This is a genomic window from Streptomyces sp. NPDC056231 (assembly GCF_048270745.1).
Lineage (GTDB): Bacteria > Actinomycetota > Actinomycetes > Streptomycetales > Streptomycetaceae > Streptomyces.
Map to the genome: position 1 here is coordinate 1 of NZ_JBLVKW010000035.1, position 24824 is coordinate 24824.

A 24824-nucleotide genomic window follows, 5' to 3' on the forward strand; every position below is an offset into this window, starting at 1 on the left:
CCCGGTGAGGGCGCGGCGGGCGTCCGGTCTTGTCCGTGACGTGGTGGGCTCAGCCCTGGCGGGCCAGGTCGGCCGCGCCCACCAGGCCTGCCTTGCCACCCAGTTGGGCCGCGAGCACCTGGGCGTGCGGCCGCCATTCGCCGCCGATCAGCCAGCGCCGGAACGACTTGCGGATCGGGTCGAGGACGAGATCGCCCTCGTCCGAGACGCCGCCGCCGACGATGAACGCGGACGGGTCGAACAGGGAGGCGAGGTCGGCGAGTCCGGCGCCGGCCCAACGGGCCAGCTCGCGGAAGGAGTCGATCGCCACCGGGTCGCCCTGCCGGGCGGCCGCGCTGATGTGCTTGCCCTCGATGCCGTCCACCGTGCCGTCGCCCAGGGCGAGAAGGACCGCGGCGTTCTCCGGGGTGGCGTTGGCACGCTGCTTCGCGTACCGGACGAGCGCGCGCCCGGATGCGTACTGCTCCCAACAGCCCTGACTGCCGCAGCCACAGAGCAGCCCGTCCGGGACGACCCGGATGTGGCCGAATTCGGCGGCCACACCGAAGCGTCCACGGCGCAGTTTGTTGCCGATGATGATGCCGCCGCCGAGGCCGGTACCGAGCGTGATGCAGATGACGTCGTCGTGGCCCTGGCCTGCACCGAAGCGGTATTCGCCCCAGGCCGCCGCGTTGGCGTCGTTCTCGACGACGACGGGGAGGCCGACGCGCTGCTCGACCTTGTCCTTCAGCGGCTCGTGCCGCCAGTTGATGTTCGGCGCGAACAGCACAGTGGCACGCTTGTCGTCGACGTATCCGGCAGCGCCGATGCCGACCGCCTCGATCTCGTGTCCCTCGCTGGCTCCGGACACCGCCGCCGCGATCGCGTCCACGATGCCTTCAGCCGTCGGCGGGGTCGGCACCTTGAACATCGAGAGGATCCGGCCCTCTTCGTCGACCACTCCAGCCGCGATCTTCGTGCCGCCGATATCGACGCCGATGGTGAGTCCCATAAATCCCTCAGTTTCGGTCGAGCCCCGCTATGGCCAACCGTACCCGAGCCCCGCTTCCCGCCCTATCGATGCCGGTCAGTCCAGGTCGATGTGTTCGCCCGGCCCGCTGTCGTCGTCACGCGGGTCGGTGGGGTCGTCGGCCTTCTTCGAGGCGTGGCCGGGGTCGGCGGCGCCCTGGGTCCAGCGGCGTTCCTGGCCTTCGACGGCGGAGCGGTAGGCAGCGAGGAGTTCGTTGCCGGCCGCGGCGATGTGGCCGAAGACGTCCGGATTGCGTTCGATGACGGGCTCGACGGCGGCCTTCGCCTGCTTGATCACCTGCTGTACGGCCCCCTGGGCTGCGACGCCGAACAGCGGTGACTGGAGGGAGGCGACCTTGTCGGCCACGGCGTCGACCAACTTGCGGAGCTCCTCGGCCGCGGAACCGGTCGGCGGGCCGTACTCGGCGCGGCGACGGGCCTTCTCGGCTTCCAGGTCCTCGGCGCAGGCCTTGGCCCACGCGTCGTCGTCGGCGGGACGATCGGTGGCTTCGCTCATGGCGGACTCCTGCGACGTGGTTGCGGACGTCGCGCGTGCGGAGGTGTGGTCCACCGCCGTATGCGGGACGTGTACTACCGACGTTACCCGAACGGTGGTACGCCGTTCAGGAGGTACGCGGCCACAGTGCGGGGTCCGGCGTGAACCGGACCCGCAGCACACCGTCCGTCAGCGCGGCGCCGGAGACGGTACAGCGGCGCAGCCCGGACTCCAGCGGCACGATCCGGTGGAACGGGCCGACGGTCAGGAGCAGTTCGTCGCCGCGCCGGACCAGCTGCAGGTCCTCCTTGACGGCTCCGGGCAGCGGCAGGCACCAGACCAGGACCCCGTCGCTGTCCTCGCCGACGGCCGGCCGCGGCGAGACGGTCGCGTCCGGTCGGCCACGGAGCGGTTCCCGCAGCTCGTCGGGGGCGTTCGGGTCCTCGACCCACCAGGGGTCCTGGGCGCGTCCGCCCGGCCGGTCGTCCAGCTCGACGGCGAGCCCGTCCCCCGCGAAGAGCCCGCCGCCGGTGCCCGCCGCCTCGAAGGTGGTGCAGCTCGACAAGGTGTCGAGGAGGGTGAGGTCGTCGAGCCCCTGCGGGTCCCGCCCGAGGTGGGGCACCTCGCACAGGGACACGGCCGGCACCCACTCCTCGTACCAGTGGCCGATGCACTTTTCCTGCTGGGCGGCGAGATCGGCGAACCAGGGGTCGGAGGAATGCCTGGGCAGCACCCGGTTGACGGTGAGCGTGTCGACACGCAGCCCGTGCAGGGCGAGTCCGGTGCGGGCGGTGTGCAGGGCGTCCTCGGCGGCGGGTCCCGGTTCGGCAACGAGGCGGACCGTGGTGCTGCGGTCCTCGACCAGGGCCTGGACGGAGGCCAGCTCGGCGTCCCGGCGGGCGGCGGTCTCGTACAGCCACTGGGCGGGCATCGGGACGCCGGCGAGCTGGGCGAGCATCGGGCGCAGGGCGCGGGCGGCCTGGCGCTCCGGGGGCAGCAGGCGGCGCAGATAGCGGCGCAGCTGTTCGGGCAGGGCGAGTACGGCGAGGGCTTCGCGCAGCGGGGGCAGGTCGACGACGAGGGTGTCGTAGCCGTCGCCCGACCAGTCGCCCCGGGCGGCCCGGCGCAGGGTGTGCAGCAGGGCGAGCTGGGTGCTGCCGGGGAGTTCGGTCAGCTCCTCGCCGTCGAGCCGGTTCCCGCCGAGCAGGCCGAGTACGGAGGACGCCTGGTCCTGGAGGGCGAGAAGTTCGGTACGGAAGTGCTCGCCGGAGTCGATGCGGGCGAACCGGAGTCCCTCGGTGACCTCGACGGGTTCCGTGCCGGTGGGGAAACCGGGTATGGCGTCGGCGGAGAGCAGCAGTGTGCGGCGGCCGCGGCGGGCCGCGGCCAGTGCGGTCGCCGCCGCAACGGTGGTACGGCCGGCACCGCCGGGGCCGGTGACGAGGACCGTACGCATCCGGTCAGCCTCGCGGGAGTGACTCGACGCGCTTCTTCAGGCCGGCCAGCGCGCGGTCGATGATGACCTTCTCCGCCTTGCGCTTGATCATGCCGAGCATCGGGATCTTGACGTCGACGGTCAGCCGGTAGGTGACCTCGGTGCGGCTGCCGTCGCCGAGCGGGGCCAGTGAGTAGGAGCCGTCGATGGCGCGCAGCATCTGGGACTTGACCAGGGTCCAGCTGACCTCGTGGTCGCCGGTCCAGATATAGGCGAGCGTGTGGTCGTCCTTGATCGCACCGGCGTCGAGGACCAGCCGGACCTTCTCGGCGCGGCCCTGCTCGTCCTTGGCGAGGACCTCGGCCTCCTTGACCTCACCGGTCCACTCCGGGTACCGGTCGAAGTCGGCGATGACGCCCATGACGTCGGCCGGTGCCGCCTCGATCGTGATGGTCGAGCTGGTGTGTTCAGCCATCGCTGTGGCTCCTCCAGTGCGGTGTACCGGTCTGTCGGCAGAGGCCTGCCGCCAGAAGGCTATCGCGTGCGGGGAGCGCATCGTCCCAGGGTCAAGGCCGTGTGGTCACCACTCCAGGGCCCAGGGCCGGCCGGTCGAGGCGAAGTGACCGACGTTGACGCATTCGGTGGCGCCGATCCGCATCCGGCGGACCAGCGGCTGGTGGACGTGGCCGAAGACGGCGTAGCGGGGGCGGGTCCGGCGGATCGCGTCGAGAAGCGCCCTGCTGCCGCGCTCGAACCGGCGCGCCACCGTGTCGTAGGTCAGCTCGGGTACGTCGGGCGGGATGTGCGTGCACAGGACGTCCACCTCGCCAACCGCCTCGATCTTGGCGGCGTACTCCTCGTCGCTGATCTCGTACGGGGTGCGCATCGGGGTTCGCAGCCCGCCGCCGACGAAGCCGAAGACGCGGCCGCCGATCTCGACGCGTTCGCCGTCCAGGACGGTGGTGCCGGGGCGGGCGTATTCGGGCCAGAGATCAGGGATATCGACATTGCCGTACGTGGCATACGTCGGTGTGGGGAAGGCCGCGAACATCTCGGCGTACTGATGGCGCACCGCACCGACGATGGCGGCATCGCGGTCCAGACCCGCCCAGAGACGGCGGCCGAAGTCACGGGCCTCCTCGTAGCGTCGGGCGGTGCGCAGCTCGACGATCCGGTCGGCGTTCTCCACGCCGAAGAGTTCGGGGAAGATGCCGCGCGAGTGGTCGGCGTAGTCGAGGAAGAGCACCAGGTCGCCCAGGCAGACGAGGGCGTCGGCGCCGTCCCCGGCCCGGGCCAGGGCTTCGGTGTTCCCGTGCACGTCGCTGACCACGTGGATCCGGGTGCGGCGTGCGGTTGCACCCTCGCGGCTGTTCACTCCGGCTGGCATGACGATCACCCTAGGGCGCCGCCGACGGCCTGGGTAGAGCCCGCTGGACCTGCGAATACTTCATGCTTGTCACCTGGGTGCACTACTGTGCGCGCGAGGATCACCGAGATGTGTGACGCATAAGACATCTGGCCGGAACCCCCTATCCGGAACCGAGTACTGGTGGGTAACGTCCGGGCAGTCCAGTCGTGCTCACCTCACTGAGCACCCTGCCAGTCTTGGACCGCAGCCGGCGCATCACACAGAGCCGTGGCACCGGAGCCCGATGAGGAGCAGCAGTCTTGCGCGAGTTCAGCCTTCCGGCCCTGTACGAGGTCCCCTCGGACGGCAACCTGACGGATCTCATCCGCCGCAATGCCGCTCAGCATCCCGACGCAGCGGTGATGAGCCGCAAGGTGGCGGGCGTGTGGACCGATGTCACCGCCACCCAGTTCCTGGCCGAGGTCAGAGCCGCCGCCAAGGGTCTGATCGCCGCGGGGGTGCAGCCCGGTGACCGGATCGGTCTGATGTCCCGTACTCGTTACGAGTGGGTGCAGCTGGACTTCGCGATCTGGAGCGCGGGCGCGGTCACCGTCCCGGTGTACGAGACCAGCTCCGCCGAGCAGGTCCAGTGGATCCTCGGCGACTCCGGCGCGGTCGCGGTGATCGTGGAGAGCGACGGGCATGCCGAGTCCGTCGCGGCCATGCGCGACCGGCTGCCGGAGCTGCGCAGCGTGTGGCAGATCGACAAGGGCGCGGTCGACGAGCTGACCACGTCGGGCGCGGAGGTCTCGGACGAGACCGTCGACCTGCGCAGCACCGGCGCCAAGGCCGACGACCCGGCCACCATCGTCTACACCTCGGGCACCACCGGCCGCCCCAAGGGCTGTGTGCTCACGCACCGCAGCTTCTTCGCCGAGTGCGGCAACGTGGTGGAGCGGCTGAAGCCCCTCTTCCGTACCGGCGAGTGCTCCGTACTGCTCTTCCTGCCCGCGGCCCATGTCTTCGGCCGGCTGGTCGAGGTGGCCGCGGTGATGGCCCCGATCCGGCTCGGCTGCGTACCGGACATCAAGAACCTCACCGATGAACTGGCCACGTTCCGGCCGACGCTCATCCTCGGTGTGCCGCGGGTCTTCGAGAAGGTCTACAACTCGGCGCGAGCCAAGGCGCAGGCCGACGGCAAGGGCAAGATCTTCGACAAGGCCGCCAACACGGCGATCGCGTACAGCCGCGCGCTGGGTACCCCTCAAGGCCCCTCCATGGGCCTGAAGTTCAAGCACAAGGTCTTCGACCGGCTGGTCTACAGCAAGCTGCGCGCCGTGCTCGGCGGCCGCGGCGAGTACGCGATCTCGGGCGGTGCGCCGCTGGGCGAGCGGCTCGGGCACTTCTACCGCGGCATCGGCTTCACGGTGCTGGAGGGCTACGGCCTCACGGAGACGTGCGCGGCCACCGCGTTCAACCCGTGGGACCGGCAGAAGATCGGTACGGTCGGCCAGCCGCTGCCCGGCTCGGTCGTCCGGATCGCCGACGACGGCGAGGTGCTGCTGCACGGCGAGCATCTGTTCGCGAGCTACTGGAACAACGAGGCGGCGACGGCCGACGCGCTGGCCGACGGCTGGTTCCACACGGGCGACATCGGCACCCTCGACGAGGACGGCTATCTGACGATCACCGGCCGTAAGAAGGAGATCATTGTTACGGCCGGCGGCAAGAACGTCGCTCCCGCAGTGATCGAGGACCGGATCCGCGGGCACGCCCTGGTCGCGGAGTGCATGGTGGTCGGCGACGGGCGGCCGTTCGTCGGTGCGCTGATCACCCTGGACGAGGAGTTCCTGGGCCGCTGGGCCGCGGAGCACGGCAAGCCGGCCGGCTCGACGGTGGTGTCGCTCCGCGAGGACCCGGAACTGCTGGCCGAGGTGCAGCGGGCGGTGGACGACGGCAACGCGGCGGTGTCCAAGGCGGAGTCGGTACGCAAGTTCCGCATCCTGGCCTCGCAGTTCACCGAGGAGGCCGGCCACATCACGCCCTCGCTGAAGCTGAAACGCAATGTGGTGGCGAAGGACTTCGCGGACGAGGTGGAGTCGATCTACCACGGCTGATCCCGTGGTTGCAGGTGTACGGGGCGGGGCTCGCGCGACAGGTCGTGCGGGCCCCTCCCCGTATCTTCAGAGCAGCGCCTTGAGACGCTCCGCGAGCAGGTCCCAGCGCCATTTCTCCTCGACCCAGGCCCGGCCCCGCTCCCCCATCCGCCGGCACAGTTCGGGGTCGCCGAGCAGGGTGGCGACGCGGTCGGCGGTCTCCTCGACGGAGCCGCCCCGCACCACCCAGCCGGTTTCGCCGTCGAGTACGGCGTCGGGGGCGCCGCCCGAGTCGCCCGCCACCACCGGCAGTCCGGTAGCGGACGCCTCCAGGTAGACGATGCCGAGCCCCTCGACGTCGAGGCCGCCGCGACGGGTGCGGCACGGCATCGCGAAGACGTCGCCCGCGCCGAAGTGGGCGGGCAGCTCCTCCCAGGGCACCGGTCCGGTGAACCGCACCGAGTCGGCGACGCCGGTCTCCGCGGCCAGCTTCTCCAGCTCCTTGGCGTACGGTCCGCCCCCGACGATCAGCAGGACGGCGTCCGGCTCCCGCGCCAGAATCGCGGGCATCGCGAGGATCAGGGTGTCCTGGCCCTTGCGGGGCACCAGCCGCGACACACAGACGACGACGGGCCGGTCCGAGAGTCCGAGCCGGGCCCGGATCCGGTCCCCGCCCGAGTCCGGGTGGAAGGTCTTCTCGTCGACGCCGGGCGGCAGTTGGACCATTCGGCCGGCGGCCTCGGGGGTGAGCGCGCCGGCGATCCGGGAGCGGGTGTACTCGCCGAGATACGTGATCGTGTCCGTGCCCTCGCCTATCCGGCGCAGCAGCTGGCGGGACGCGGGAAGTTGGGCCCAGCCGGCCTCGTGCCCGTGGGTGGTGGCGACCAGTCGCCGGGCACCCGCCCGCCGCAGTGCCGGTGCCATCAGCCCGAGGGGGGCCGCGGCCCCGAACCAGACGGAGGTGCAGTCGTGTTGACGCAGCAGCTGGACCGCGCGCCGGGTCACCCGCGGGGTCGGCAGCAGCATCGTCACAGGGTCACGGACGACGGTGAACGGCTGCTCGGCGTCGAAGGCGGCGGTGGCCGCGACGCCCTCGGGGCTCCGCTTCCAGGTGGAGGCGTAGACGACGAGCCGGCCGGGGTCCAGGCGGAGTGCCATATTGTGCAGAAATGCCTGGATCCCGCCGGGTCGGGGCGGAAAGTCGTTGGTCACGATCAGGGTCTTGTCCATCTCCGCCGACAGTACCGAACGGCCCGGCTTGATGGCTCACCCGCAGTCGGGCCGGGCATCATGGCTCGGAGCCACTGGCGAAGGGGATGGGCGCGGGCATGACAGCAGCAGGCGGAACCGGCAGATTTCTCGCACCCGTCGCGGTGTGGGCCCTCACCAGGGCCGCGTTGCTGCTCTGCGTCTTCAAGGTCGTCACGTTGCCGGGCCCGGACGTGACGAGCGACGTCTCGGTGATCTACCACGGCTGGTCCGAGGTGCTGAAGTCCGGCACGTATCCGCTGGACGATGTCACCTGGCAGTACCCGCCCGTCGCGGCGCTCGCCGTCCTCTCCCCCGCCCTGCTGCCGTTCCTGGACTACGCCTCGGCCTTCTTCGTCCTCGCCTGCCTCTGCGACGCGCTGGTGCTCGGCCTGCTGCTGTACGCGGGCCGCCGTACCGGCAGGCGGACCGCGGGCGGCTGGGTGTGGGTGGCAGGGGTGCCCCTGCTCGGCACGACCGCGTATGCGCGGTACGACGTGATGGTGACGGCGGTCGCGGTGGCGGCGCTGCTGGCGGGGGTACGGCATCCGCGGGTGCTGGGGGCTCTGGCCGCCTTCGGCGCGCTGCTGAAGGTGTGGCCGGTGCTGCTGCTGGCCGGGACCACGCGCGGGGAGCCGACCCGCCGCTCATGGACGGCGGCGGTGGTGACGGCGGCCGGGCTGCTGGTGGTGTGCACGGCCGCGTTGCCGGGAGCGCTGGCCTTTCTCGGGTTCCAGCGCGACCGCGGCACCGAGGTCGAGTCGCTGGGGGCGCTGGTCTTCCATGTGGCGCGGCAGTTCGGCTGGCAGGGCCGGGTGGAGCTGAACTACGGGTCGCTGGAATTCCTGGGCCCGCATGTACCGCTGGTGAGCGCGCTGGCGCTGGCGCTGAGCATCGCCGCGTTCGGCTGGCTGGTGGTGTGGCGGCTGCTGGCCCGCGACTTCGGGGTGCGCACGCCGGCCGACGCGGCGTTCACGGCGGTGCTGCTGTTCACGACCACGAGCCGGGTGATCAGCCCTCAGTACATGCTGTGGCTGGTCGGTCTCGCGGCTGTCTGTGTGGTCTTCCGCTCCAGCCGGATGGGGCTGCCGGCCGTTCTGGTGCTGATCGCGACGGGCGTCACCCAGCTGGAGTTCCCGCTCGGGTTCGTCCACGTGGTGACCAGCGACGCGCAGGGCGTGACGCTGATGTTCGTACGCAACGGTCTGCTGGTCGCGGCGGCCCTGGTCGCGTCCCGGCGGCTGTGGAAGGAGACGGTGCCCGCGCCGGTCCGCCGGGACCGGCACCGGCCGCCGGTCCGGTCGTCCGCTCCGGCGGAGCGGGTCAGCCGAGACGGGACCGCAGATACTCCCGCCAGCGCGCCGTGAACTCCTGCGGCGTCGTGCCGAGCACGTCCTGCATCGCCTGCTCCACCGCTCCGTCCCGTCCTGAGTGCCCCCCGACGGCCCGGTAGTAGGCGAAGAGTTTCTGCTCGCCCCAGTGGTCGGCGATGAGCGCGCACGCCAGCCAGCCGCCCTCGTACGCCCTCGCAAGGCGCCCGGAGTCTCCCGCGAACCCGAACTCCTCGTCGGCGGGCAGTTCGGCGGGCAGCTCACCGCGCCGGACCGCTTCGGCCAGTTCGGGCGCGGCCTGCCCGGCGGTCCGGTGCTCGCCACGGTAGGCCGCCCAGTCGGCGAATCCCTCGGAGAGCCAGGTCGGGGTGGACGCGGAGGTGCGGGCGCGGGTGGCGACATGGGCGGTCTCGTGGGTGAGGACGATCCGCTGCCCGAACGTGCCGAGCGTCGCGTACGCCTGAGGATTGACGATCACCCGGTCCGCGGGCGCCCGGCCGCCGGTCTCACCGGTGGTGACGGCCGCTATGCCCCGGTAGTTCGCCGCCGGTGCCCCCAGCAGCCCGGCCATGTCGTCGGTCGTCTCCGGCACGAGGACCACCACGCGGCGGGCCCAGCGCTCCGGCCAGGCGGCGGAGACGGCGGGCACCGCACGGTCCGCGGTGCCCGCGATCGCGCGGAGCTCCGCCGTTGTCCGCCCCACACCGAGGACGAGACTTCGCCTGCCCCGTACGACCTGGACGTCGCCCTGCTGCCACAGCTGGAGGCCGCCGTCCCGGCCGGCCCGGTCCGCGGTGATGTACCAGCGGCCGTCCGCCGGGTCCCGCTCCAGGTCGAGCACCCGGTCCGCGGTGACCGGAGCACTGTCGTAGCCCGCGATCCGGTAGCGCAGCTCGACATCGGCGGTGGCCCGGCCGGCTCCGCGCCTGTGCACGTCCGTCACCTGGTACGCCCATGAGCTCAGCGGCACGTCGGCAAGGTGGGCCAGCTCGCGGCGCTGGGCCGTCCGCAGGCCGGTGGCCCCGGGGGCGAGTACGGCGAGGAAGCCGTCCGGGTCGTGGTCCAGGACGGCGGCGGCGCGGCGGTCCAGGGCGGCACTGATGGCCCGGACGGTGGGGTCGGGGGTGGCGGGGGCCGCACAGGCGGATGCGAGCAGCAGTCCGGCGAGCGCCGCGCCCGCCGCGCGCCGCCGTCCGTCATGCCCCCGCCCTGCGGTGCGCCCCTGATCAGCCACCTGACCGAGGGTACGGGTCAGACGCGGGTCACCGAGGAGACCGGCATCATGCCGACCGAGTCGTAGCGGACCGGAGCACCCGGATGCGGGGCGTGGATCACCTGCCCGTTGCCCACGTACATCCCGATATGGCTGGCGTCCGAGCGGTAGGCGACCAGATCGCCGGGGCGGGCCTCGGAGAGCGGCACCATGTGACCGGCGTACCGCTGCGCCTGCGAGGTGCGCGGCAGGGTGACACCGGCCTGGGCGTACGCCCACTGCATCAGCCCGGAGCAGTCGAATCCGGCGGGTCCGCTGGCGCCCCAGATGTACGGGAGTCCGATGGCCCGGCGGACGGCCATGACAGCGGCCGCCGCCCGGGACGAGCCGGCCGGCAGACCGGCCAAGGCTGAGAACGAGGCGTCGCGGCCGGAGCGCGAGGCGCCGTCGAAGGCCGCCCGGTCCGCGGCAGGCAGCGAGATCAGCAGCTGCCGGGCCTGCCGGAGCTTGCCCTCGACGGTCCGTTTGTGGCGGGTGGCGGCTGCCCTGTCGCGCTCCAGACCGGCGAGCGAGCGGGCAGCCTCCGCACGGACCTGCGCGAGGCCGCGCCGGGCGTGCTGGAGCTCGTGCAAGGCGGTGGTCTGACGGTCGTTCAGCCGGTCCAGGGTGGCTGCCCGGTCGAGGTAACTGTCCGGATCGGCGGAGAGCAGCAGGGCGACTGAGGGGTCGATGCCACCGGAGCGGTACTGCGCGGCGGCGGCCGAACCGAGCGCCATGCGCATCCGGTTGATCCGTTCCTGACCGCGGGCCGCCTGTTCCTGGGCCCGGTTCAGCTCGCCGCGCAGCCGGTCGGCGTCCTCCCCCGCCTTGTTGTACTGCTCGGTGGCGCGCTCGGCCTCGCGGTACAGCCGGTCGATCTCGGCCCTGGCGGTCCGGGACGTGCCCTTCGGGTCGGCGTGCGCGGATGCCGCCCCGAGCGTGGCGGCAGCGGTCGCAGCGGCCGCGGACAGGACTGTGACCCGGACGCTCCGGTTGACGCCGGGCTGTGTGGAACGGCGATGGGACACCACAGGACGCCGCACTCCCTTCCGCTGTACGCAGACGTACGCGGCCCCCTGCCGCCCGGGACGGGCGGACCGACGGACGGGAGCCGCACAGCAGACAGACAGTAGTCGGGCGACTGCGGAGCGCACGAACGACTGTGGCGGATGGGTGCAGGTCACGAACGACGGCGCCCCGCCGGTGACCTGTGGTCTCCGGCGGGGCGGGCCGTCTGTGCGGGGCGCGGCAATTCGCCCGTTCGAGCGTCGTCAGCCGACGCGCACGCCGAACTGGAAGCTGCCGATGGTGTTCATCGACTCGTAGCGGACCACCGCGCCCGGGTACGGGGCGTGCACAACGGTGTTGTTGCCCGCGTACAGAGCCACGTGCGACGTGCTGTTGAAGAAGACGAGGTCGCCCGGCTTGAGGGCGCTGCGGCCTATCTGCACACCGTCGTTGACCTGGGTGTACGTGACGCGGCTGATGTGGACACTGGCCTGGGCGTAGGCCCACTGGGTCAGGCCCGAGCAGTCGTAGGAGTTGGGGCCGGTGCCGCCGCGGACGTACGGCTTGCCGATCTGACTGGCGGCGGCATTCAGGGCGGCGGAGCCGCGGGCGGAGGCGGGAACCTCGTTACCCAGGTTGACCCGGTCGCTGGCGGCGCGGCTGGCACGCTGGTCGTCCTGAGCCATCTTCTCGCGCTCGGCGGCCGTCAGGGTGTTGAGCAGGCGCTGCGCCTCGGCGAGCTTACCCTGGAACTTCTTCTTGTTCTCGCCGAGCGTCTTACGGACGTCCGCGATGTCGTTCAGTTTGTCCTGGGCCTCCTTGCGCTGCTGCGCGAGGGCCCGCTGCTTCTCCTGGATCTTCTCCAGCGAGTCGGCCTGCTTGGCCGTCAACTGGTCGAGGGCCGAGGCCTCGTCGAGGAAGGTGTCCGGGTCCGAGGCGAGGAAGAGCTGAACGGACGGGTCGATGCCGCCGGAGCGGTACTGCGCGGCGGCGAGCGAACCAAGGCCGCTGCGGAGCGTGTTGAGCTCCGCCTGACCGCGGGCCACCTTGTCCTGCAGCGCGCCGACCTGCTTTTCGAGCTTCTTCTGCTGCTCCTGGGCCCCGTTGTACTTCTCGGAGGCCTTCTCCGCCTCGTGGTAGAGCTTGTCGACCTTCGCCTTGACCTCACTCTTGGTCGGCTTGGGGTCGGCATGGGCGGCCTGGGAAGTCAGGGCCACGGCCGCGGCGGCGGTCGCGGTGAGCACGGTCACACGGGCGCGGCTCGGCTGCTTGGGACGACGGTGGGACGCCACGAAGGCGAGCTCCTTCTTCCTCTGAGCCGCCTACCGGGCTGTGGGGGGAAAGAATCCCCGGCTCCGTGCACGTCACGGACTCGGCGGTTCCTTCGCCGCCACCCCGGATGGGTGATCAACCGTGCGAAGGTTCGAAGCCTGACCCTAGTGACCATCTTGTGATCAGTTCAAATCCTCGCAAGAAAAATCTCGCCTCAGCAGGTACTTCTTTACTCTCATCACACAGGGCGTAGCGGCCACTTGACGGTACGTTCCCTGATTTCCGACAACTGACCACAAGGCGCGTCAGACGCGCGAAAGCCGCTTCAGGAGCAAGACGGACGCAACGGGCCTGGCCCCCGCCTTCGCCACGCCGTCCGCCACTTCACGGTCGGTGGAGACCACCACGACGGGCCTGCCCGGCGGTTCGGCGCGGGCGAGCTGGCGGATGAGTTCGTCGGCGGTCACGCCCGGCTTGCTGAACAGCACACGCACCCCACGCGGAGGTGCGAGCAGCACCGGAGCGGCCAGTTCGGCCCCGTCGAAGACACAGGTCATCTCGGCGCCGGACTGCGCGGCGAGCACCGCGAGACCGCCCAGCAGCCGCAGCCGCTGCTTCTCCAGCGGCAGCTGCGGATAGCCGGTCTTGGTGACGTTGTAGCCGTCCACGATCAGATGCGCCTGCGGCAGCGCGAGCAACTGGTCGAGCAGTGCCGGATCGGTCTCCGAAAGAGCCCTGGCAGCAATGTCCTTGGGCGACATCGCGCCGGGCTCGACCGCGTCGACACCGTCCGCGGGGCGGATCGAGGAGGGTGGCAGGGCCAGCTCGCGGCGCAGCCCCCGGGCCGCGTCGAGCACCGTGTCGAGGAGCAGCCGCAGCCGCATGTCCTCGACCGAACGCCCCTCCCTGGAGGCTCTGCGGCTCGCCTCGACGGATGCCTCCGCCTCACCGAGACGGGCCCGCAGCCGCCGGGTCTCGCTCTCTGCGGCGGAGATCCGGGCGGCCGTCTCGGCCCGCAGGGCGTCGGCCTCGGCCTTGCCCCGGCGCACCGCGGCCTCGCCGCGCTTGACCTCGCTGAGGGCGGACCGCAGTTTGCGCTGCAACGAATCGGCTTCCTTGCGGGCCGCGTCGAGTTCGGCGCGGAGCCGTTCCGTCTCGCTCTTCGTCTGGGTCCGGGCCTGGGCGAGCTCCTCGCGCAGCCGTTCCAGCTCGCGCCGGCTCTCCTCGTCGGCCCGCTCGGCGTCGGCGCGCTGGACCTCCTCGCCGGCCGCGGAGACCAGTTTCACCCAGCCGACCGGCCGCAGCACATAGGCTGCCGCGGCCACATCGACGGGATCGGCGGCGGCCGGCGGCGACCCGGCCTCCACGGCAGCGGCCAGCTCCGACTGGGACTCCCGGAGCCGTTCGCCGATGCGCTGACGGAACAGGGTGTCGCTCTCCAGGGCGGCCGCCATCGCGTTCCCGGCGAACTTGGCGCGCCGGGTCGGGGTGAAGCGGGCGTACTGCCTGAGCTGGGCCGGGAGTTCGGTGACGGTCAGGCCGCCGAACGCGTCCGAGACCAGCGCGACGACCCGCCGCCGTACGCCTTCGGGCAGCGGGCGGTCGAGCGCCTCGACGGCGTCGCCGGCTCCATCGGCCGGCTCGGCGCCGCTATCGGGCTGCTCCACGATCCGTCACCCCAAAATGTCTGTCTGCACGGCCCCGTCAGGAGTCGGCACCCGGCCTGTCGACTAGTTCGATCTGGTCCACCGCATTGCACCAGCGGCAACGGACCGACTCGATGGTCTCACTGACCACCTCGCGTTCCTCGACGGTCGACTCACCGGCCAGGTCGAGATGGACGTATTCGACGACCTTGGAGGTACGGGTCACGTCGAAGCGGGTGAGATTTCCGCAGAGCGTGCAGCGCCAGCGGGTCCCGTCGGTCGGCTGGGGAACCGTCGTCATCGTTGCGTCCTCTTTCGTCGAGCGTCGTGCTGCTTCCCGCACAGGATCTCGCGGTGCGCCGTCGAACTGCGGATCTCCTGCTGTAACCCTACGGCCTTGCACATACCCATAGACACGGCGAGGCGGTCTGTCCCGTTCCGTCACCTTGCGTCATGCTCTGTGCATGATCGATCGGCGGGCCGCGAGAGACGGAGTGACCGGCAGGCTCCTGCGCGCCGCCACGGCGGCCGGTGCGCAGGTGACATATGCGCTCATCGCCCTGTGCTGCGCCGTCTTCCTGGTCAGCCCGCTCTCCGGCTTCAACTCCACATACGGCACCGCCGACACCCTGCTCGCCGCCCAGGCCGGGTACTTCGAACGCTGGGGGGTGATTCCGAGCGAGCTGTGGGCGGGCTCCGCGCAGGCGCTGCTCACCCCGCTGACCGCACTGTTCGTGCACGGCAGCTGGCTTCATCTGCTCGGCAACATGCTCTTCCTGTACGTGTTCGGGGTGATGGCCGAGGAGCGGATGGGCCGTGCCGAATTCGTCTTCTTCTACCTTGGCTGCGGCTATCTCGCACTACTGGCGTACGCGGCGGCGCACGCGAACTCCGACCAGACCCTCGTCGGCGCATCAGGAGCGATCTCCGCGGTGCTCGGGGCGTTCCTCTACCTGTTTCCCAGGGCGCGGGTGACCAGCCTCTTCCCGTTCCTGCTCTTCCTTCCGCTGCGCTTTCCCGCCTGGATCGTGCTGATCTTCTGGTTCGTCCTGCAGTGGATGGCGGCGCAGGGCGCGGGCAGCGGTCCCGGGGTGGCGTATCTCGCCCACGTGGTCGGCTTCGTCTGCGGCTTCCTCTACGCCTGGGGACGCTACCGCGGTGGGGCTAGAGTGAAGGCTCCAGCGACGGCCACCGAGGGAGAAAGCCAGCCGTGATCACCGCGATCGTGCTCATCAAAACCAGCGTGGACCGGATTCCGGAGATCGCCGAGGCCATCGCCGCGCTGGACAATGTCAGCGAGGTCTTCTCGGTCACCGGTACGTACGACCTGATCGCCATGGTCCGGGTGGCCAGGCACGACGATCTCGCGGATGTCATCCCCGGCCGGATCAGCAAGATCCCGGGCGTCGAGGGCACCGACACCCATGTCGCCTTCCGTACGTACTCGCAGCACGACCTGGAGGCGGCCTTCGCCATCGGTCTCGACGCGTAGGTCGCGTCGTACTTCGGCCGGGGACGGGCACTGTTACCCGTCCCCGGCCGAAGTACGACGGGCCCGTCAGATCTGCGCTGCGCCCCGGTCCGGGACACAGCGGCCGTCCTCGGTGCGATACGTCCACCGGGCCCCCTGGCTCACCAGTTCCTTGACCGCGCGGACGAAGCGCTCGATGTGCTCGTCCGGCGTACCGGCGCCGAAACTGACCCGGATCGCGTTCAGCGAGGGGGTCCCCCCGGTCGAGTCCGTTCGAGACTGGGGGAGCTCGCCCTGCTCGGCCTCCGGCGCACCGCACTCGCCCGGGTCCTGCGGGTCGCCGCCCAGCAGGGTGCGGATCAGCGGGTGGGCGCAGAACAGTCCGTCGCGTACCCCGATGCCGTATTCGGCGGAGAGCGCCGCGGCGAAGTGCGAGCTGTTCCAGCCCTCCACGACGAAGGAGATGACGCCGACCCGCGGGGCGTCGTCGCCGAACAGCGAAAGCACCTTGACCTGGGGAACCTCGGCGAGGCCTTCACGGACCCGGGTGACGAGCTGCTGCTCACGGGCGACGAGCCGGTCGAAGCCTGCCTCGGTGAGTGCCTTGCAGGCGGAGGCGATGGAGTGGACGCCGATGACGTTGGGCGAACCGGCCTCGTGGCGGGCGGCGGTCGAGTGCCACTCGACGTCCACTCCGCCGTCGGTGCGGCGGGCGACCTTCCGCGAGGCGCCGCCACCGGCGAGGTACGGCTCGGCGTCCTGCAGCCAGTCGGCGCGGCCCGCGAGGACACCGGAGCCGAACGGCGCGTACAGCTTGTGTCCGGAGAAGGCGACCCAGTCGACGTCGAGCCCGGCGATGTCCACCGGGTGGTGCGGGGCGAGCTGCGCAGCGTCGAGCACGATCCGGGCGCCGTGCGCGTGGGCGACGGCGGCCAGCTCCTTCACCGGCCACAGTTCACCGGTGACATTGGAGGCGCCGGTGACGCAGACCAGCGCCGGTCCGATGGCGCCTCCCCCGCTCGAACGGACCAGAGAGCTCGGGGAAGGGGCGCGGTCGGCGAGCGCCCGCTCCAGCGTCTCGACGGCCTCGGCCGGGGTGCGCGGGGCGTTGAGGTAGGTGACGCGGGCGTCGCGCCAGGGCAGCAGCGAGGCGTGGTGCTCGGTCTCGTACACGAAGACCTGGCAGTCGGCGGGGAGCACCGCGGCGAGCAGATTCAGCGAGTCGGTCGTCGACCGGGTGAAGATCACCTGGTCTCCCTCGGGGCGGCAGCCGAGGAACTCCGCGACGGTCTGGCGGCTGTTCTCGAAGAGGTCCGTGGAGAGCTGCGAGAGGTATCCGGCGCCGCGGTGGACGCTGCCGTAGTACGGGGCGTACGCGGCGACGTCGTCCCACACGCGCTGCAGGGCCGGGGCGCTGGCCGCGTAGTCGAGGGCGGCGTACGTGACTTCACCACCGGTCACCAGAGGAACGGTCACATCCCGCCCAAGAACGGGCAGCGGGGTACAAATGGACTGGTCGGCGGCAGCGGTGAAGACAGACATGGCGAACTCCCGTAAGAGGCAGGCGAATTCACTACGCCGGCGGACACGCGTCAGCGCAGGAGGAAGAAAAGGGTGTGCGGAGAAGGGCCTTGGGCCCTATCGCATTCGCTTGCTCACAAGAGGCTCCTCGAGGACCAGGACCCCAGGGAGGTGACATTCAGAGATGCCGAGGGGTCCGCGCTTGCCGCAGACCTCGCTGCCTACGGCCTGGTCTTCACCCGGGGCACCCCGCCACGGACGGAGGGTTGCCGGACAGCGGGCCGGGGCCGTAGTCGCTGTCACTCATGACCTGATCCGTATCCTGCCATACGTGCGCCGGCGTGCAAGGCGCAGTCCAAGATCTGGACCGCGCCCTGTGCCGCATTTCCGTACGGTCAGGTGTTGCTGACCGCCACCCAGCGCTCCAGCACCGCCCGGGCCGCACCCGAGTCGATGGATTCGGCGGCCTTCGCCATTCCGGCGGCGAGCTGCTCGTTCAGCGTGCCCTCGCCCGGGTCCAGCGCCACCAGCGCCGCCGCCGAGTTGAGCAGCACCGCTTCACGTACCGGACCGGTCTCGCCGGCCAGCAGCCGACGGGCCACATCGGCGTTGTACGACGCGTCGGCGCCGCGCAGCGCCTCGACGGGCACCAGCTGCAGACCGACGTCGCGCGGGTCGAACGCCTCCTCGCGCACCTCGTTGTCGCGGACCACCCAGACCCGGGAGGTCGCCGTGGTCGTCAGCTCGTCCAGACCGTCGTCGCCGCGGAAGACGAGCGCGGAGTTGCCGCGCGCCGCGAGTACGCCCGCGACGATGGGAGCCATCTTCGGATCGGCGACACCGACGGCCTGGGAGCGCACCTGCGCCGGGTTGGTGAGCGGCCCGAGGATGTTGAACGTGGTCTGCGCGCCGAGTTCCTTGCGGGCCTTCGCCGCGTACCGCAGGGCGGGGTGGAACTTCACGGCGAAGCAGAAGGTGATGCCGGCTTCCTCCGCCACCGCGGCGACCCGCTGCGGGGTCAGCTCCAGGTTGACGCCCAGCTTCTCCAGGACGTCGGAGGCGCCGCTGGCCGAGGAGGAGGCCCGGTTGCCGTGCTTGACGACCTTGGCGCCCGTGCCCGCGACGACGATCGCGGACATCGTGGAGATGTTGACCGTCTTGGCGAGGTCGCCACCGGTGCCGACGATGTCGACCGTGCGGCCCGGCACGTGGATCGTGGTGGCGTGCTCGTACATCGCGCGGACGAGTCCGGTGACCTCGTCGACAGTCTCGCCCTTGGCCCGCAGGGCGACGGCGAAACCGGCGATCTGCACGTCGGTCGCCTCGCCGCTCATGATGCTGTCCATCGCCCACGCGGTGTCGTCGGCGGTGAGGTCCTCGCCACGCAGCAGCGGGTTCAGCACGCCCGGCCAGGAACGAGCCGCCACGCTGTCGCCGCCGCCCGGGGTCACAACGTTCATGGTCCGCTCCTGGGGTCCACAGCCGATAAAGGGGATGCACTCCACCCTATCGAGCCCCAGGGACAGCGAAGAGCCCCGTCCATCGAATGGACGGGGCTCCTGCTGTGGCGATCAGTTCAGGTGATCAGTGGTGGCCGTGGCCGCTGGTGATCTCCTTGTACTCCTCGGCGGTGGCCTTTTCGATCTGGTTGTGCTCGCCGAAGTAGCCCTTGCTGAGCTTGGCCCGCAGCTTCTGCATCGCGGGCACCTTGCGCTCGACACCGTTCTCGTCGACCGTCGGGCCGATCTCGACCGGCTTGTACTGCTCGTGCGCGGTGAGCGTGTGCAGCTGCTCGGGACCGAGCGGCTCGTGGATCTCGACGAACTCACCGTGCGGCAGGCGCTTGATGATGCCGGACTCGCGTCCGTGCAGCACCTTCTCCTTGTCCCGGCGCTGAAGGCCGAGGCAGATCCGCTTCGTCGCGATGAACGCGAGGACCGGCCCCACGAAGATGAAGATCCGGACGAACCACGAGATGGCGTTCAGCGAGAGGTGGAAGTGCGTGGCCCAGAGGTCGTTGCCACCGCCGATGAAGACGATGACGTATTCGGTGATCCAGGCGACGCCGAAGGCCGTCCGGGTCGGGGCGTTGCGCGGGCGGTCCAGGATGTGGTGCTCGCGCTTGTCCCCGGTGATCCAGGACTCGACGAACGGGTAGACCGCGATGATCGCGAGCACCAGTCCGAAGGCCATCAGCGGGATGAACACGCCCAGGACGAGCGTGTGACCCCAGAGGTTGATCTCCCAGCCGGGCATCACTCGGATCAGACCCTCGGCGAAGCCCATGTACCAGTCGGGCTGAGCGCCGGTGGACACCTGGTCCGGGCGGTACGGGCCGATGGCCCAGATCGGGTTGATCGAGGCGATGCCCGCGATGATGGCGATGATGCCGAAGACCAGGAAGAAGAAGCCTCCGGCCTTCGCCATGTACACCGGCAGCAGCGGCATGCCGACGACGTTCTTGTTCGTCCGGCCGGGACCCGCGAACTGCGTGTGCTTGTGGTAGAAGACCAGGATCAGGTGCGCCACCAGCAGGCCGAGCATGATGCCCGGCAGCAGCAGGATGTGGATCGAGTAGAACCGGGCGACGAAGTCGTGACCGGGGAACTCCCCGCCGAACAGGAACATCGAGATGTACGTGCCGACGATCGGCATCGACAGGATCGCGCCCTGGGTGAAGCGGACACCCGTACCGGACAGCAGGTCGTCCGGGAGCGAGTAGCCGGTGAAGCCGGTGAACATACCCAGCACGAACAGCAGGAAGCCGAACAGCCAGTTGATCTCACGCGGCTTGCGGAACGCACCCGTGAAGAAGACGCGCATCATGTGCACGAACATGCCGGCCAGGAAGATCAGCGCGGCCCAGTGGTGGATCTGGCGGACCAGGAGACCACCGCGGACGTCGAAGCTGATGTCCAGCGTCGAGGCGTAGGCCTCGGACATCCGGATGCCCTGCATCGGCTCGTACGAGCCGTGATACACGACTTCGTTCATGCTCGGGTGGAAGAACAGCGTCAGATACACACCCGTGAGGATGATGATGATGAAGCTGTAGAGGGCTACTTCACCGAGCATGAAGGACCAGTGGTCCGGGAAGATCTTGCGCATGTTGGACTTGGCCAGGGAGTAGATCCCGAGCCGGCCGTCCGCCCAGTCGGCCACCCGCTCACCGGCGGGCGCCTTGCGCTTGGTGTCGGTCACAGTACTCATCCGCGCTCCCAGAAGGCAGGACCGACGGGCTCTTCGAAGTCACCGAGCGCTTCGAGGTTGCCCTCGGCGTTCACACCGATCCGCAGCTGCGGAAGGGCGTGACCGGCCGGACCGAAGATGACGCGGGCGCCGTCGGAGAGGTCGAAGGTGGACTGGTGGCACGGGCAGAGCACGTGGTGCGTCTGCTGCTCGTACAGGCTGATCGGGCAGCCGACGTGGGTGCAGATCTTCGAGAAGGCCACGATGCCCTCGTGGGCCCACTCGCGCTCGCGCTTGTCCTTGATGTTCTCCGGCTGGATACGGATGATCATCAGTGCGGCCTTGGCGATCTGGTTCTGGAAGTCCTCCGCGTCCTCGTCCAGGCCCTCGGGCATGGCGAAGGTCAGCGAACCGACGGCGACGTCCTCGGGACGCAGCGGCAGCATCGTGTTCATGTTGATGAGCCGCTTGCCCTTGGCCCACAGGGTGTTGCGGAGCTTCTTCTCCGGCAGCGGACCGAGGTCGCGCAGCAGCATCACACCGGAGAGCGGCACCAGGGCCAGCGCACCGAACATGGTGTTGCGGATCAGCTTGCGCCGACCGAGCGCGGACTCCTCGGCGCCGGCCGCGAAGTCGGCGAGAACCTTCGCCTTGACCTCGGGCTCGGCCGCGATGGCGTGCCGGTCGTCGGCCACCTCCACGTCGGACATCAGCGTGCGCGCCCAGTGGACGGCGCCCGCTCCGATCGCGAAGAGGGCCACGCCCAGGGTCAGCCCCAGGGAGAAGTTGAGCGCGCTCACGTGGCCGAACGGCCAGATGTACACGATCTTGTCGACCGGGAAGATGACGTACGAGGCGATGAAGCCGACCGTCGCCACCATGGACAGCAGGAACAGGAGCGCGACCGTGCGCTCCGACCGCCTCGCGGCCCGTTCGTCGATGTCCTGGATGCGCGGCCTGTGGGCCGGCAGCCCCGGGTCTGCGAACGGGTCGTCCGCGACCTTTACCGCGGTGTGCGCGGTGCCCTGCTCAACAGGCAGGTTCTCTTCTGGAATCTCTTGGCTACTCATGACTTCTTGGCCTTAGCGGTGTGGGCCGCGACCCAAACGGCAACTGCGATCAGTGCGCCGAGACCGAAGATCCAGGCGAACAAGCCCTCGCTGACCGGACCGAGCCCGCCCAGCTTGAGGCCACCAGGGCTCTCGGACTCGGCGCTGTTCACGGTCTTGATGTACGCGATGATGTCCCGCTTCTGCTGCGAGGGCATCGTCGTGTCGGGGAAGGACGGCATGTTCTGCGGGCCGGTCTGCATGGCCTCGTACACGTGCTTCGGTTCCACGCCCTCAAGGCTGGGCGCGTACTTGCCCTTCGACAGCGCACCGCCCTGACCGGTGAAGTTGTGGCACTGTGCGCAGTTGGTACGGAACAGTTCGCCACCCTTGGCGATGTCCGCACCCTCAGGGTTGACCTGGTCCTTGGTCGGCACGATCGGGCCGGCGCCGAGCGACGCGACGTACGCCGCGAGCTGGTCGATCTGGGCCTGGGTGTAGATGACCTTCTTCTTCGGTACCTGGGCACCCGGCTGCTGCGCCGGCATGCGGCCGGTGCCGACCTGGAAGTCGACGGCGGCGGAGCCCACACCGACCAGGCTCGGCCCGTCGGTGGTGCCCTGACCGCCGGTTCCGTGGCAGCTGGCGCAACCGACGGAGTACAGCTTCTTGCCCTCATCAATGGCGAGGGACTGGGCGGTGTCGTCGGCCTGCGCCTTACTCGCGGGCGCAAACGCGGCGTACAGCCCCCCAGTGGCCGCCAGCGCGAGGAGTAGTACGACGACCGCCGCCAACGGATGGCGTCGTCGTGCGGAGAGCTTTTTCACGGATTACCCCGGTGTCAGGATCTTCTGCGTCGATGCTGGATGTGGTTCGGGCTCGAGCCCGGTTACTTGATCATGTAGATCGTGGCGAAGAGGCCGATCCACACGACATCGACGAAGTGCCAGTAATAGGACACGACGATGGCAGCGGTCGCCTGTTCGTGGGTGAACCTCTTGGCTGCGTATGTCCTGCCCAGAACGAGCAGGAAGGCGATGAGACCGCCTGTCACATGCAGACCGTGGAAGCCGGTGGTCAGGTAGAACACCGAGCCGTACGGGTCGGAGGACAGCGAGAGGCCGTCCTTCTTCACCAGCTCGGTGTACTCCAGGACCTGGCCTCCGATGAAGATCGCACCCATCACGAAAGTGATCACGAACCAGGCACGGAGCTTCTTCACATCGCCCCGCTCCGCGGCAAAGACGCCGAGCTGGCAGGTGAGGGAGGAGAGCACCAGGATCGTGGTGTTCGTCGCCGAGAACGGGAAGTTCAGGGCCGAAGCCATTTCCTTCCAGTGGTCGGGACCCATCACCGATCGCAGGGTGAAGTACATCGCGAAGAGGGCCGCGAAGAACATCAGCTCGGAACTCAACCAGATGATGGTTCCGACGCTGGTGAGGTTCGGTCGATTGACCGACGGGTGCGCGTGCCCGGTTTCTACTGTCGTTGCTGTCGCCACGACCGACATTATGTCGGTCGCTTATCCCGCCCTCACTCCGGGGGGTGCCGTTCGGTGTGTCAGCAGGGTGTGTCCTCCCCGAACGGCCCATCGAATCCGCGTCATTACCGGTGCTGACAGGCTGTCCGCCGGAGTACGATCCGCCCATCGGTTCATGCCCCGAGAGCCCCGAAGACACAGATGTCACGGAGGAACAATGCAGCCGACCGCCACGGTCCTGGTCTACAGCGACGACGCCAACACCCGTGAGCAGGTGAGGCTGGCCGCCGGTCGCAGGCCTGCGGCGGACGTGCCACCGCTGGAGTTCGTGGAGTGCGCCACCCTGCCCGCAGTCCTGAGCGCTCTGGAGAGCGGTGGCATCGATGTGTGCGTGCTGGACGGCGAGACGGCCCCGGCGGGCGGCATGGGCGTCTGCCGGCAGATCAAGGACGAGGTCTTCCACTGTCCGCCGGTGCTCCTGCTGATCGGGCGCCCTCAGGACGCCTGGCTGGCCACCTGGAGCCGCGCGGACGCCGCGGTGACCCTTCCGGTCGAACCGGTCGAGTTCGCGGACGCTCTGGCCGCTCTGCTGCGCAACAGGCTCTGCGCAGACGCCTGACCGGCCCGGGTGCCGCCTCGGCGGCACCCGGGGCTCTCCATGTCCCACCGAGGGGCGGCGCACTCCCCTGGCCGGTCAGACCTCGGGGCGCAGGCGCGCCGCCTGGATCGTGTCCGAGCGGTCCGGCGTGGTGTTGTTCTGCAGGGCGCTGCCCTTCTGCCAGTTGGCCCAGGACAGGTTCCAGTCGCCGTAGCCGTTGTCGAACGGTGTCATCGTCGCGCCCTGGCTGCCGACGACCTTGACGATGTCTCCCTCGCGCACGGTGTTGAAGAACCACGCGGCCTCGCTGGTGCTCATGCCCGTGCAGCCGTGGCTGACGTTCGCGAGCCCCTGTGAGCCGACGGACCAGGGGGCCGCGTGCACGTATTCGCCGCTCCAGGTGACCCGGGTCGCGTAGTAGACCTGCAGGTCGTACGAGTCGGACGAGCCTGCCGCAATGCCGATCGTCTCCCCGCGCATGCGTACGGAGTACTCCTTGCTCAGCACGACCTTGATGCCGTTGCGGGTGGCGAAGCCGGGCCTGCCGGTGGTCACCGGAATGGTCTTGATCACTCGTCCGTTGCGCTTGACCGTCATGGAGTGCGCCGAGGCGTCGGTGATGGCCTCTATGCGGTCGCCGGTAGTGATCTTCAGCGCCTTCGCGGGAGCCCCGTACAGCGTCTTGCTGACCTTGATGCCCGCCAAGGTGCTGGTGGCCTCGATGGTGGCCCTGGCGGGCCAGTACTCCTGCGGGCGGTAGTGCAGGGTCTTGTCGTCGACCCAGTACCAGGAACCCAGCACGGAGGGCGTGGACCGGACCTTCAGGGAGCGTTCCACGGTGGCCCTGGCGGCCTTGTCCCTGACCGGAGCGCTGAGCGCCGCCGTAATGGGCTGTCCGACGCCGTAGGTGCCTGCCTGCGGGCCGAAGACGACCTTCAGGAACTTCTTCGCCCGGGCCGTCTCGAAAGCGAGCGTACGGGCGCCCGGGGCGCCGTCGCCGTCCTCGACACTGACCTTGACGGTGTATCGGGTGCCCGCGGCAAGCGGGGCGGTGGAGTGCCAGCGACTCCCGTCGGCGGCGAGCTCACCCGCGAGATGGTGTCCGGCCTCGTCCACGGCCGTCACGTCCGTGATGCGGCCGTCGTCACCCTTGACGGTGACTTCGAGTGGCCTGTCGGGATCCGCCTTCTTGCCGCCCTCCGGGGTGTTGAAGGAGATCTCGTCCGCCGCGTCGTACGGCTGCGCAGACAGCGGATGACCATCGGGCCCACCACAGGCGGTCGCCCCTGCAACCAGGGTCACGACCAGCAGTGTGCAGCTCGCTACGGGCCGGAAACGCGGCGTGAGGTTCATGAACCCACGCTAAGAAGATTCAT

At 69.8% G+C, this 24824-nt stretch carries 23 protein-coding genes and 1 riboswitch; of the genes, 5 read left to right on the forward strand and 18 right to left on the reverse strand.

Annotation, left to right across the window (positions count from 1 at the left end):
• Positions 1-49 precede the first annotated feature (49 nt).
• From ACNPQM_RS24630 to ACNPQM_RS24650, 5 genes are all read right to left on the reverse strand, one after another.
• Positions 50-991 (reverse strand): ROK family glucokinase, encoded by a 942-nt coding sequence (locus ACNPQM_RS24630; RefSeq protein WP_358861708.1) that lies wholly within the window; start codon positions 989-991, stop codon positions 50-52.
• Between the two features lie 75 nt (positions 992-1066).
• The gene (locus ACNPQM_RS24635) at positions 1067-1525 is read right to left on the reverse strand and encodes a DUF5304 domain-containing protein (protein WP_358861709.1); all 459 of its coding nucleotides are present in this window, start codon (positions 1523-1525) and stop codon (positions 1067-1069) included.
• 106 nt (positions 1526-1631) lie between these two features.
• Positions 1632-2960: an ArsA family ATPase gene (locus tag ACNPQM_RS24640; protein ID WP_418085758.1), complete on the reverse strand. Its 1329-nt coding sequence runs from the start codon at positions 2958-2960 to the stop codon at positions 1632-1634.
• Positions 2961-2964: 4 nt separating this feature from the next.
• Complete coding sequence (locus tag ACNPQM_RS24645; RefSeq protein WP_358861711.1) at positions 2965-3414, reverse strand: SRPBCC family protein; 450 nt, start codon at positions 3412-3414, stop codon at positions 2965-2967.
• A gap of 105 nt (positions 3415-3519) precedes the next feature.
• Positions 3520-4326, reverse strand: a complete 807-nt coding sequence (locus ACNPQM_RS24650) for a metallophosphoesterase family protein (protein ID WP_418085759.1) — start codon at positions 4324-4326, stop codon at positions 3520-3522.
• Between the two features lie 281 nt (positions 4327-4607).
• On the opposite strand from ACNPQM_RS24650, the gene ACNPQM_RS24655 reads away from it, so the two are divergent.
• Positions 4608-6404 carry an AMP-dependent synthetase/ligase gene (locus ACNPQM_RS24655; RefSeq protein WP_418085760.1) on the forward strand — a complete coding sequence of 599 codons (1797 nt, stop codon included), beginning with the start codon at positions 4608-4610 and terminating at the stop codon, positions 6402-6404.
• 66 nt (positions 6405-6470) lie between these two features.
• Here ACNPQM_RS24655 and ACNPQM_RS24660 read toward each other — a convergent pair whose 3' ends face one another.
• Positions 6471-7613 (reverse strand): glycosyltransferase family 4 protein, encoded by a 1143-nt coding sequence (locus tag ACNPQM_RS24660; RefSeq protein WP_418085761.1) that lies wholly within the window; start codon positions 7611-7613, stop codon positions 6471-6473.
• 98 nt (positions 7614-7711) lie between these two features.
• On the opposite strand from ACNPQM_RS24660, the gene ACNPQM_RS24665 reads away from it, so the two are divergent.
• Positions 7712-8998, forward strand: a complete 1287-nt coding sequence (locus tag ACNPQM_RS24665) for a glycosyltransferase 87 family protein (RefSeq protein ID WP_418085762.1) — start codon at positions 7712-7714, stop codon at positions 8996-8998.
• Here the strand turns inward: ACNPQM_RS24665 and ACNPQM_RS24670 are convergent.
• The 5 genes from ACNPQM_RS24670 to ACNPQM_RS24690 form a co-directional block, all read right to left on the reverse strand.
• A complete protein-coding gene (locus ACNPQM_RS24670) occupies positions 8955-10196 on the reverse strand; it encodes a hypothetical protein (RefSeq protein WP_418085763.1) in 1242 nt (413 codons plus the stop codon). The two genes, ACNPQM_RS24665 and ACNPQM_RS24670, sit on opposite strands and share 44 nt — an antisense overlap.
• A gap of 17 nt (positions 10197-10213) precedes the next feature.
• Positions 10214-11245, reverse strand: a complete 1032-nt coding sequence (locus tag ACNPQM_RS24675; RefSeq protein ID WP_418085764.1) for an NlpC/P60 family protein — start codon at positions 11243-11245, stop codon at positions 10214-10216.
• Positions 11246-11485: 240 nt separating this feature from the next.
• On the reverse strand, positions 11486-12514 hold the full coding sequence (locus ACNPQM_RS24680) for a C40 family peptidase (protein WP_358861718.1): 1029 nt from the start codon (positions 12512-12514) through the stop codon (positions 11486-11488).
• Positions 12515-12799: 285 nt separating this feature from the next.
• The gene (locus tag ACNPQM_RS24685; protein ID WP_418085765.1) at positions 12800-14161 is read right to left on the reverse strand and encodes an NYN domain-containing protein; all 1362 of its coding nucleotides are present in this window, start codon (positions 14159-14161) and stop codon (positions 12800-12802) included.
• A 37-nt stretch (positions 14162-14198) separates the two neighbouring features.
• Positions 14199-14441 (reverse strand): hypothetical protein, encoded by a 243-nt coding sequence (locus ACNPQM_RS24690; RefSeq protein WP_266986548.1) that lies wholly within the window; start codon positions 14439-14441, stop codon positions 14199-14201.
• A gap of 163 nt (positions 14442-14604) precedes the next feature.
• Between ACNPQM_RS24690 and ACNPQM_RS24695 the strand changes: the two genes are divergently transcribed.
• Positions 14605-15354 carry a rhomboid family intramembrane serine protease gene (locus tag ACNPQM_RS24695; RefSeq protein WP_358861720.1) on the forward strand — a complete coding sequence of 250 codons (750 nt, stop codon included), beginning with the start codon at positions 14605-14607 and terminating at the stop codon, positions 15352-15354.
• Entirely contained in the window at positions 15351-15632 is a 282-nt protein-coding gene (locus tag ACNPQM_RS24700; RefSeq protein WP_037694047.1) for an Lrp/AsnC family transcriptional regulator, read from the forward strand. The genes ACNPQM_RS24695 and ACNPQM_RS24700 overlap by 4 nt, the downstream gene beginning before the upstream one ends.
• A 66-nt stretch (positions 15633-15698) precedes the next feature.
• Here ACNPQM_RS24700 and ACNPQM_RS24705 read toward each other — a convergent pair whose 3' ends face one another.
• The 6 genes from ACNPQM_RS24705 to ACNPQM_RS24730 form a co-directional block, all read right to left on the reverse strand.
• Positions 15699-17153, reverse strand: a complete 1455-nt coding sequence (locus tag ACNPQM_RS24705) for an aminotransferase class V-fold PLP-dependent enzyme (protein ID WP_418085766.1) — start codon at positions 17151-17153, stop codon at positions 15699-15701.
• 172 nt (positions 17154-17325) lie between these two features.
• Positions 17326-17443, reverse strand: a riboswitch (SAM riboswitch).
• An 84-nt stretch (positions 17444-17527) separates the two neighbouring features.
• Positions 17528-18592, reverse strand: coding sequence for an anthranilate phosphoribosyltransferase (gene trpD / locus ACNPQM_RS24710; protein WP_418085767.1), 1065 nt, complete (start codon positions 18590-18592; stop codon positions 17528-17530).
• A gap of 124 nt (positions 18593-18716) precedes the next feature.
• Complete coding sequence (locus ACNPQM_RS24715) at positions 18717-20342, reverse strand: cytochrome b (RefSeq protein ID WP_358861723.1); 1626 nt, start codon at positions 20340-20342, stop codon at positions 18717-18719.
• Entirely contained in the window at positions 20339-21391 is a 1053-nt protein-coding gene (locus tag ACNPQM_RS24720) for a Rieske 2Fe-2S domain-containing protein (RefSeq protein ID WP_418085768.1), read from the reverse strand. Before ACNPQM_RS24720 ends, ACNPQM_RS24715 begins: the two co-directional genes overlap by 4 nt.
• Entirely contained in the window at positions 21388-22197 is an 810-nt protein-coding gene (locus ACNPQM_RS24725) for a c-type cytochrome (RefSeq protein ID WP_418085769.1), read from the reverse strand. Before ACNPQM_RS24725 ends, ACNPQM_RS24720 begins: the two co-directional genes overlap by 4 nt.
• Positions 22198-22259: 62 nt before the next feature.
• A complete protein-coding gene (locus ACNPQM_RS24730) occupies positions 22260-22880 on the reverse strand; it encodes a cytochrome c oxidase subunit 3 (protein ID WP_266986533.1) in 621 nt (206 codons plus the stop codon).
• A 187-nt stretch (positions 22881-23067) separates the two neighbouring features.
• Between ACNPQM_RS24730 and ACNPQM_RS24735 the strand changes: the two genes are divergently transcribed.
• A complete protein-coding gene (locus tag ACNPQM_RS24735) occupies positions 23068-23469 on the forward strand; it encodes a hypothetical protein (RefSeq protein WP_418085770.1) in 402 nt (133 codons plus the stop codon).
• Positions 23470-23544: 75 nt separating this feature from the next.
• Here the strand turns inward: ACNPQM_RS24735 and ACNPQM_RS24740 are convergent, their stop codons facing one another.
• Positions 23545-24801, reverse strand: coding sequence for an Ig-like domain-containing protein (locus ACNPQM_RS24740; protein ID WP_418085771.1), 1257 nt, complete (start codon positions 24799-24801; stop codon positions 23545-23547).
• Positions 24802-24824 lie beyond the last annotated feature (23 nt).

Coding starts and splice junctions, on each gene's coding strand:
- ACNPQM_RS24705 (WP_418085766.1), bottom strand. CDS start 17,153: ATGTCTGTCTTCACCGCTGCCGCCGACCAGTCCATTTGTACCCCGCTG.
- ACNPQM_RS24690 (WP_266986548.1), bottom strand. CDS start 14,441: ATGACGACGGTTCCCCAGCCGACCGACGGGACCCGCTGGCGCTGCACG.
- ACNPQM_RS24665 (WP_418085762.1), top strand. CDS start 7,712: ATGACAGCAGCAGGCGGAACCGGCAGATTTCTCGCACCCGTCGCGGTG.
- trpD (WP_418085767.1), bottom strand. CDS start 18,592: ATGAACGTTGTGACCCCGGGCGGCGGCGACAGCGTGGCGGCTCGTTCC.
- ACNPQM_RS24695 (WP_358861720.1), top strand. CDS start 14,605: ATGATCGATCGGCGGGCCGCGAGAGACGGAGTGACCGGCAGGCTCCTG.
- ACNPQM_RS24735 (WP_418085770.1), top strand. CDS start 23,068: ATGCAGCCGACCGCCACGGTCCTGGTCTACAGCGACGACGCCAACACC.
- ACNPQM_RS24660 (WP_418085761.1), bottom strand. CDS start 7,613: ATGGACAAGACCCTGATCGTGACCAACGACTTTCCGCCCCGACCCGGC.
- ACNPQM_RS24640 (WP_418085758.1), bottom strand. CDS start 2,960: ATGCGTACGGTCCTCGTCACCGGCCCCGGCGGTGCCGGCCGTACCACC.
- ACNPQM_RS24730 (WP_266986533.1), bottom strand. CDS start 22,880: ATGTCGGTCGTGGCGACAGCAACGACAGTAGAAACCGGGCACGCGCAC.
- ACNPQM_RS24650 (WP_418085759.1), bottom strand. CDS start 4,326: ATGCCAGCCGGAGTGAACAGCCGCGAGGGTGCAACCGCACGCCGCACC.
- ACNPQM_RS24715 (WP_358861723.1), bottom strand. CDS start 20,342: ATGAGTACTGTGACCGACACCAAGCGCAAGGCGCCCGCCGGTGAGCGG.
- ACNPQM_RS24645 (WP_358861711.1), bottom strand. CDS start 3,414: ATGGCTGAACACACCAGCTCGACCATCACGATCGAGGCGGCACCGGCC.
- ACNPQM_RS24720 (WP_418085768.1), bottom strand. CDS start 21,391: ATGAGTAGCCAAGAGATTCCAGAAGAGAACCTGCCTGTTGAGCAGGGC.
- ACNPQM_RS24630 (WP_358861708.1), bottom strand. CDS start 991: ATGGGACTCACCATCGGCGTCGATATCGGCGGCACGAAGATCGCGGCT.
- ACNPQM_RS24740 (WP_418085771.1), bottom strand. CDS start 24,801: ATGAACCTCACGCCGCGTTTCCGGCCCGTAGCGAGCTGCACACTGCTG.
- ACNPQM_RS24635 (WP_358861709.1), bottom strand. CDS start 1,525: ATGAGCGAAGCCACCGATCGTCCCGCCGACGACGACGCGTGGGCCAAG.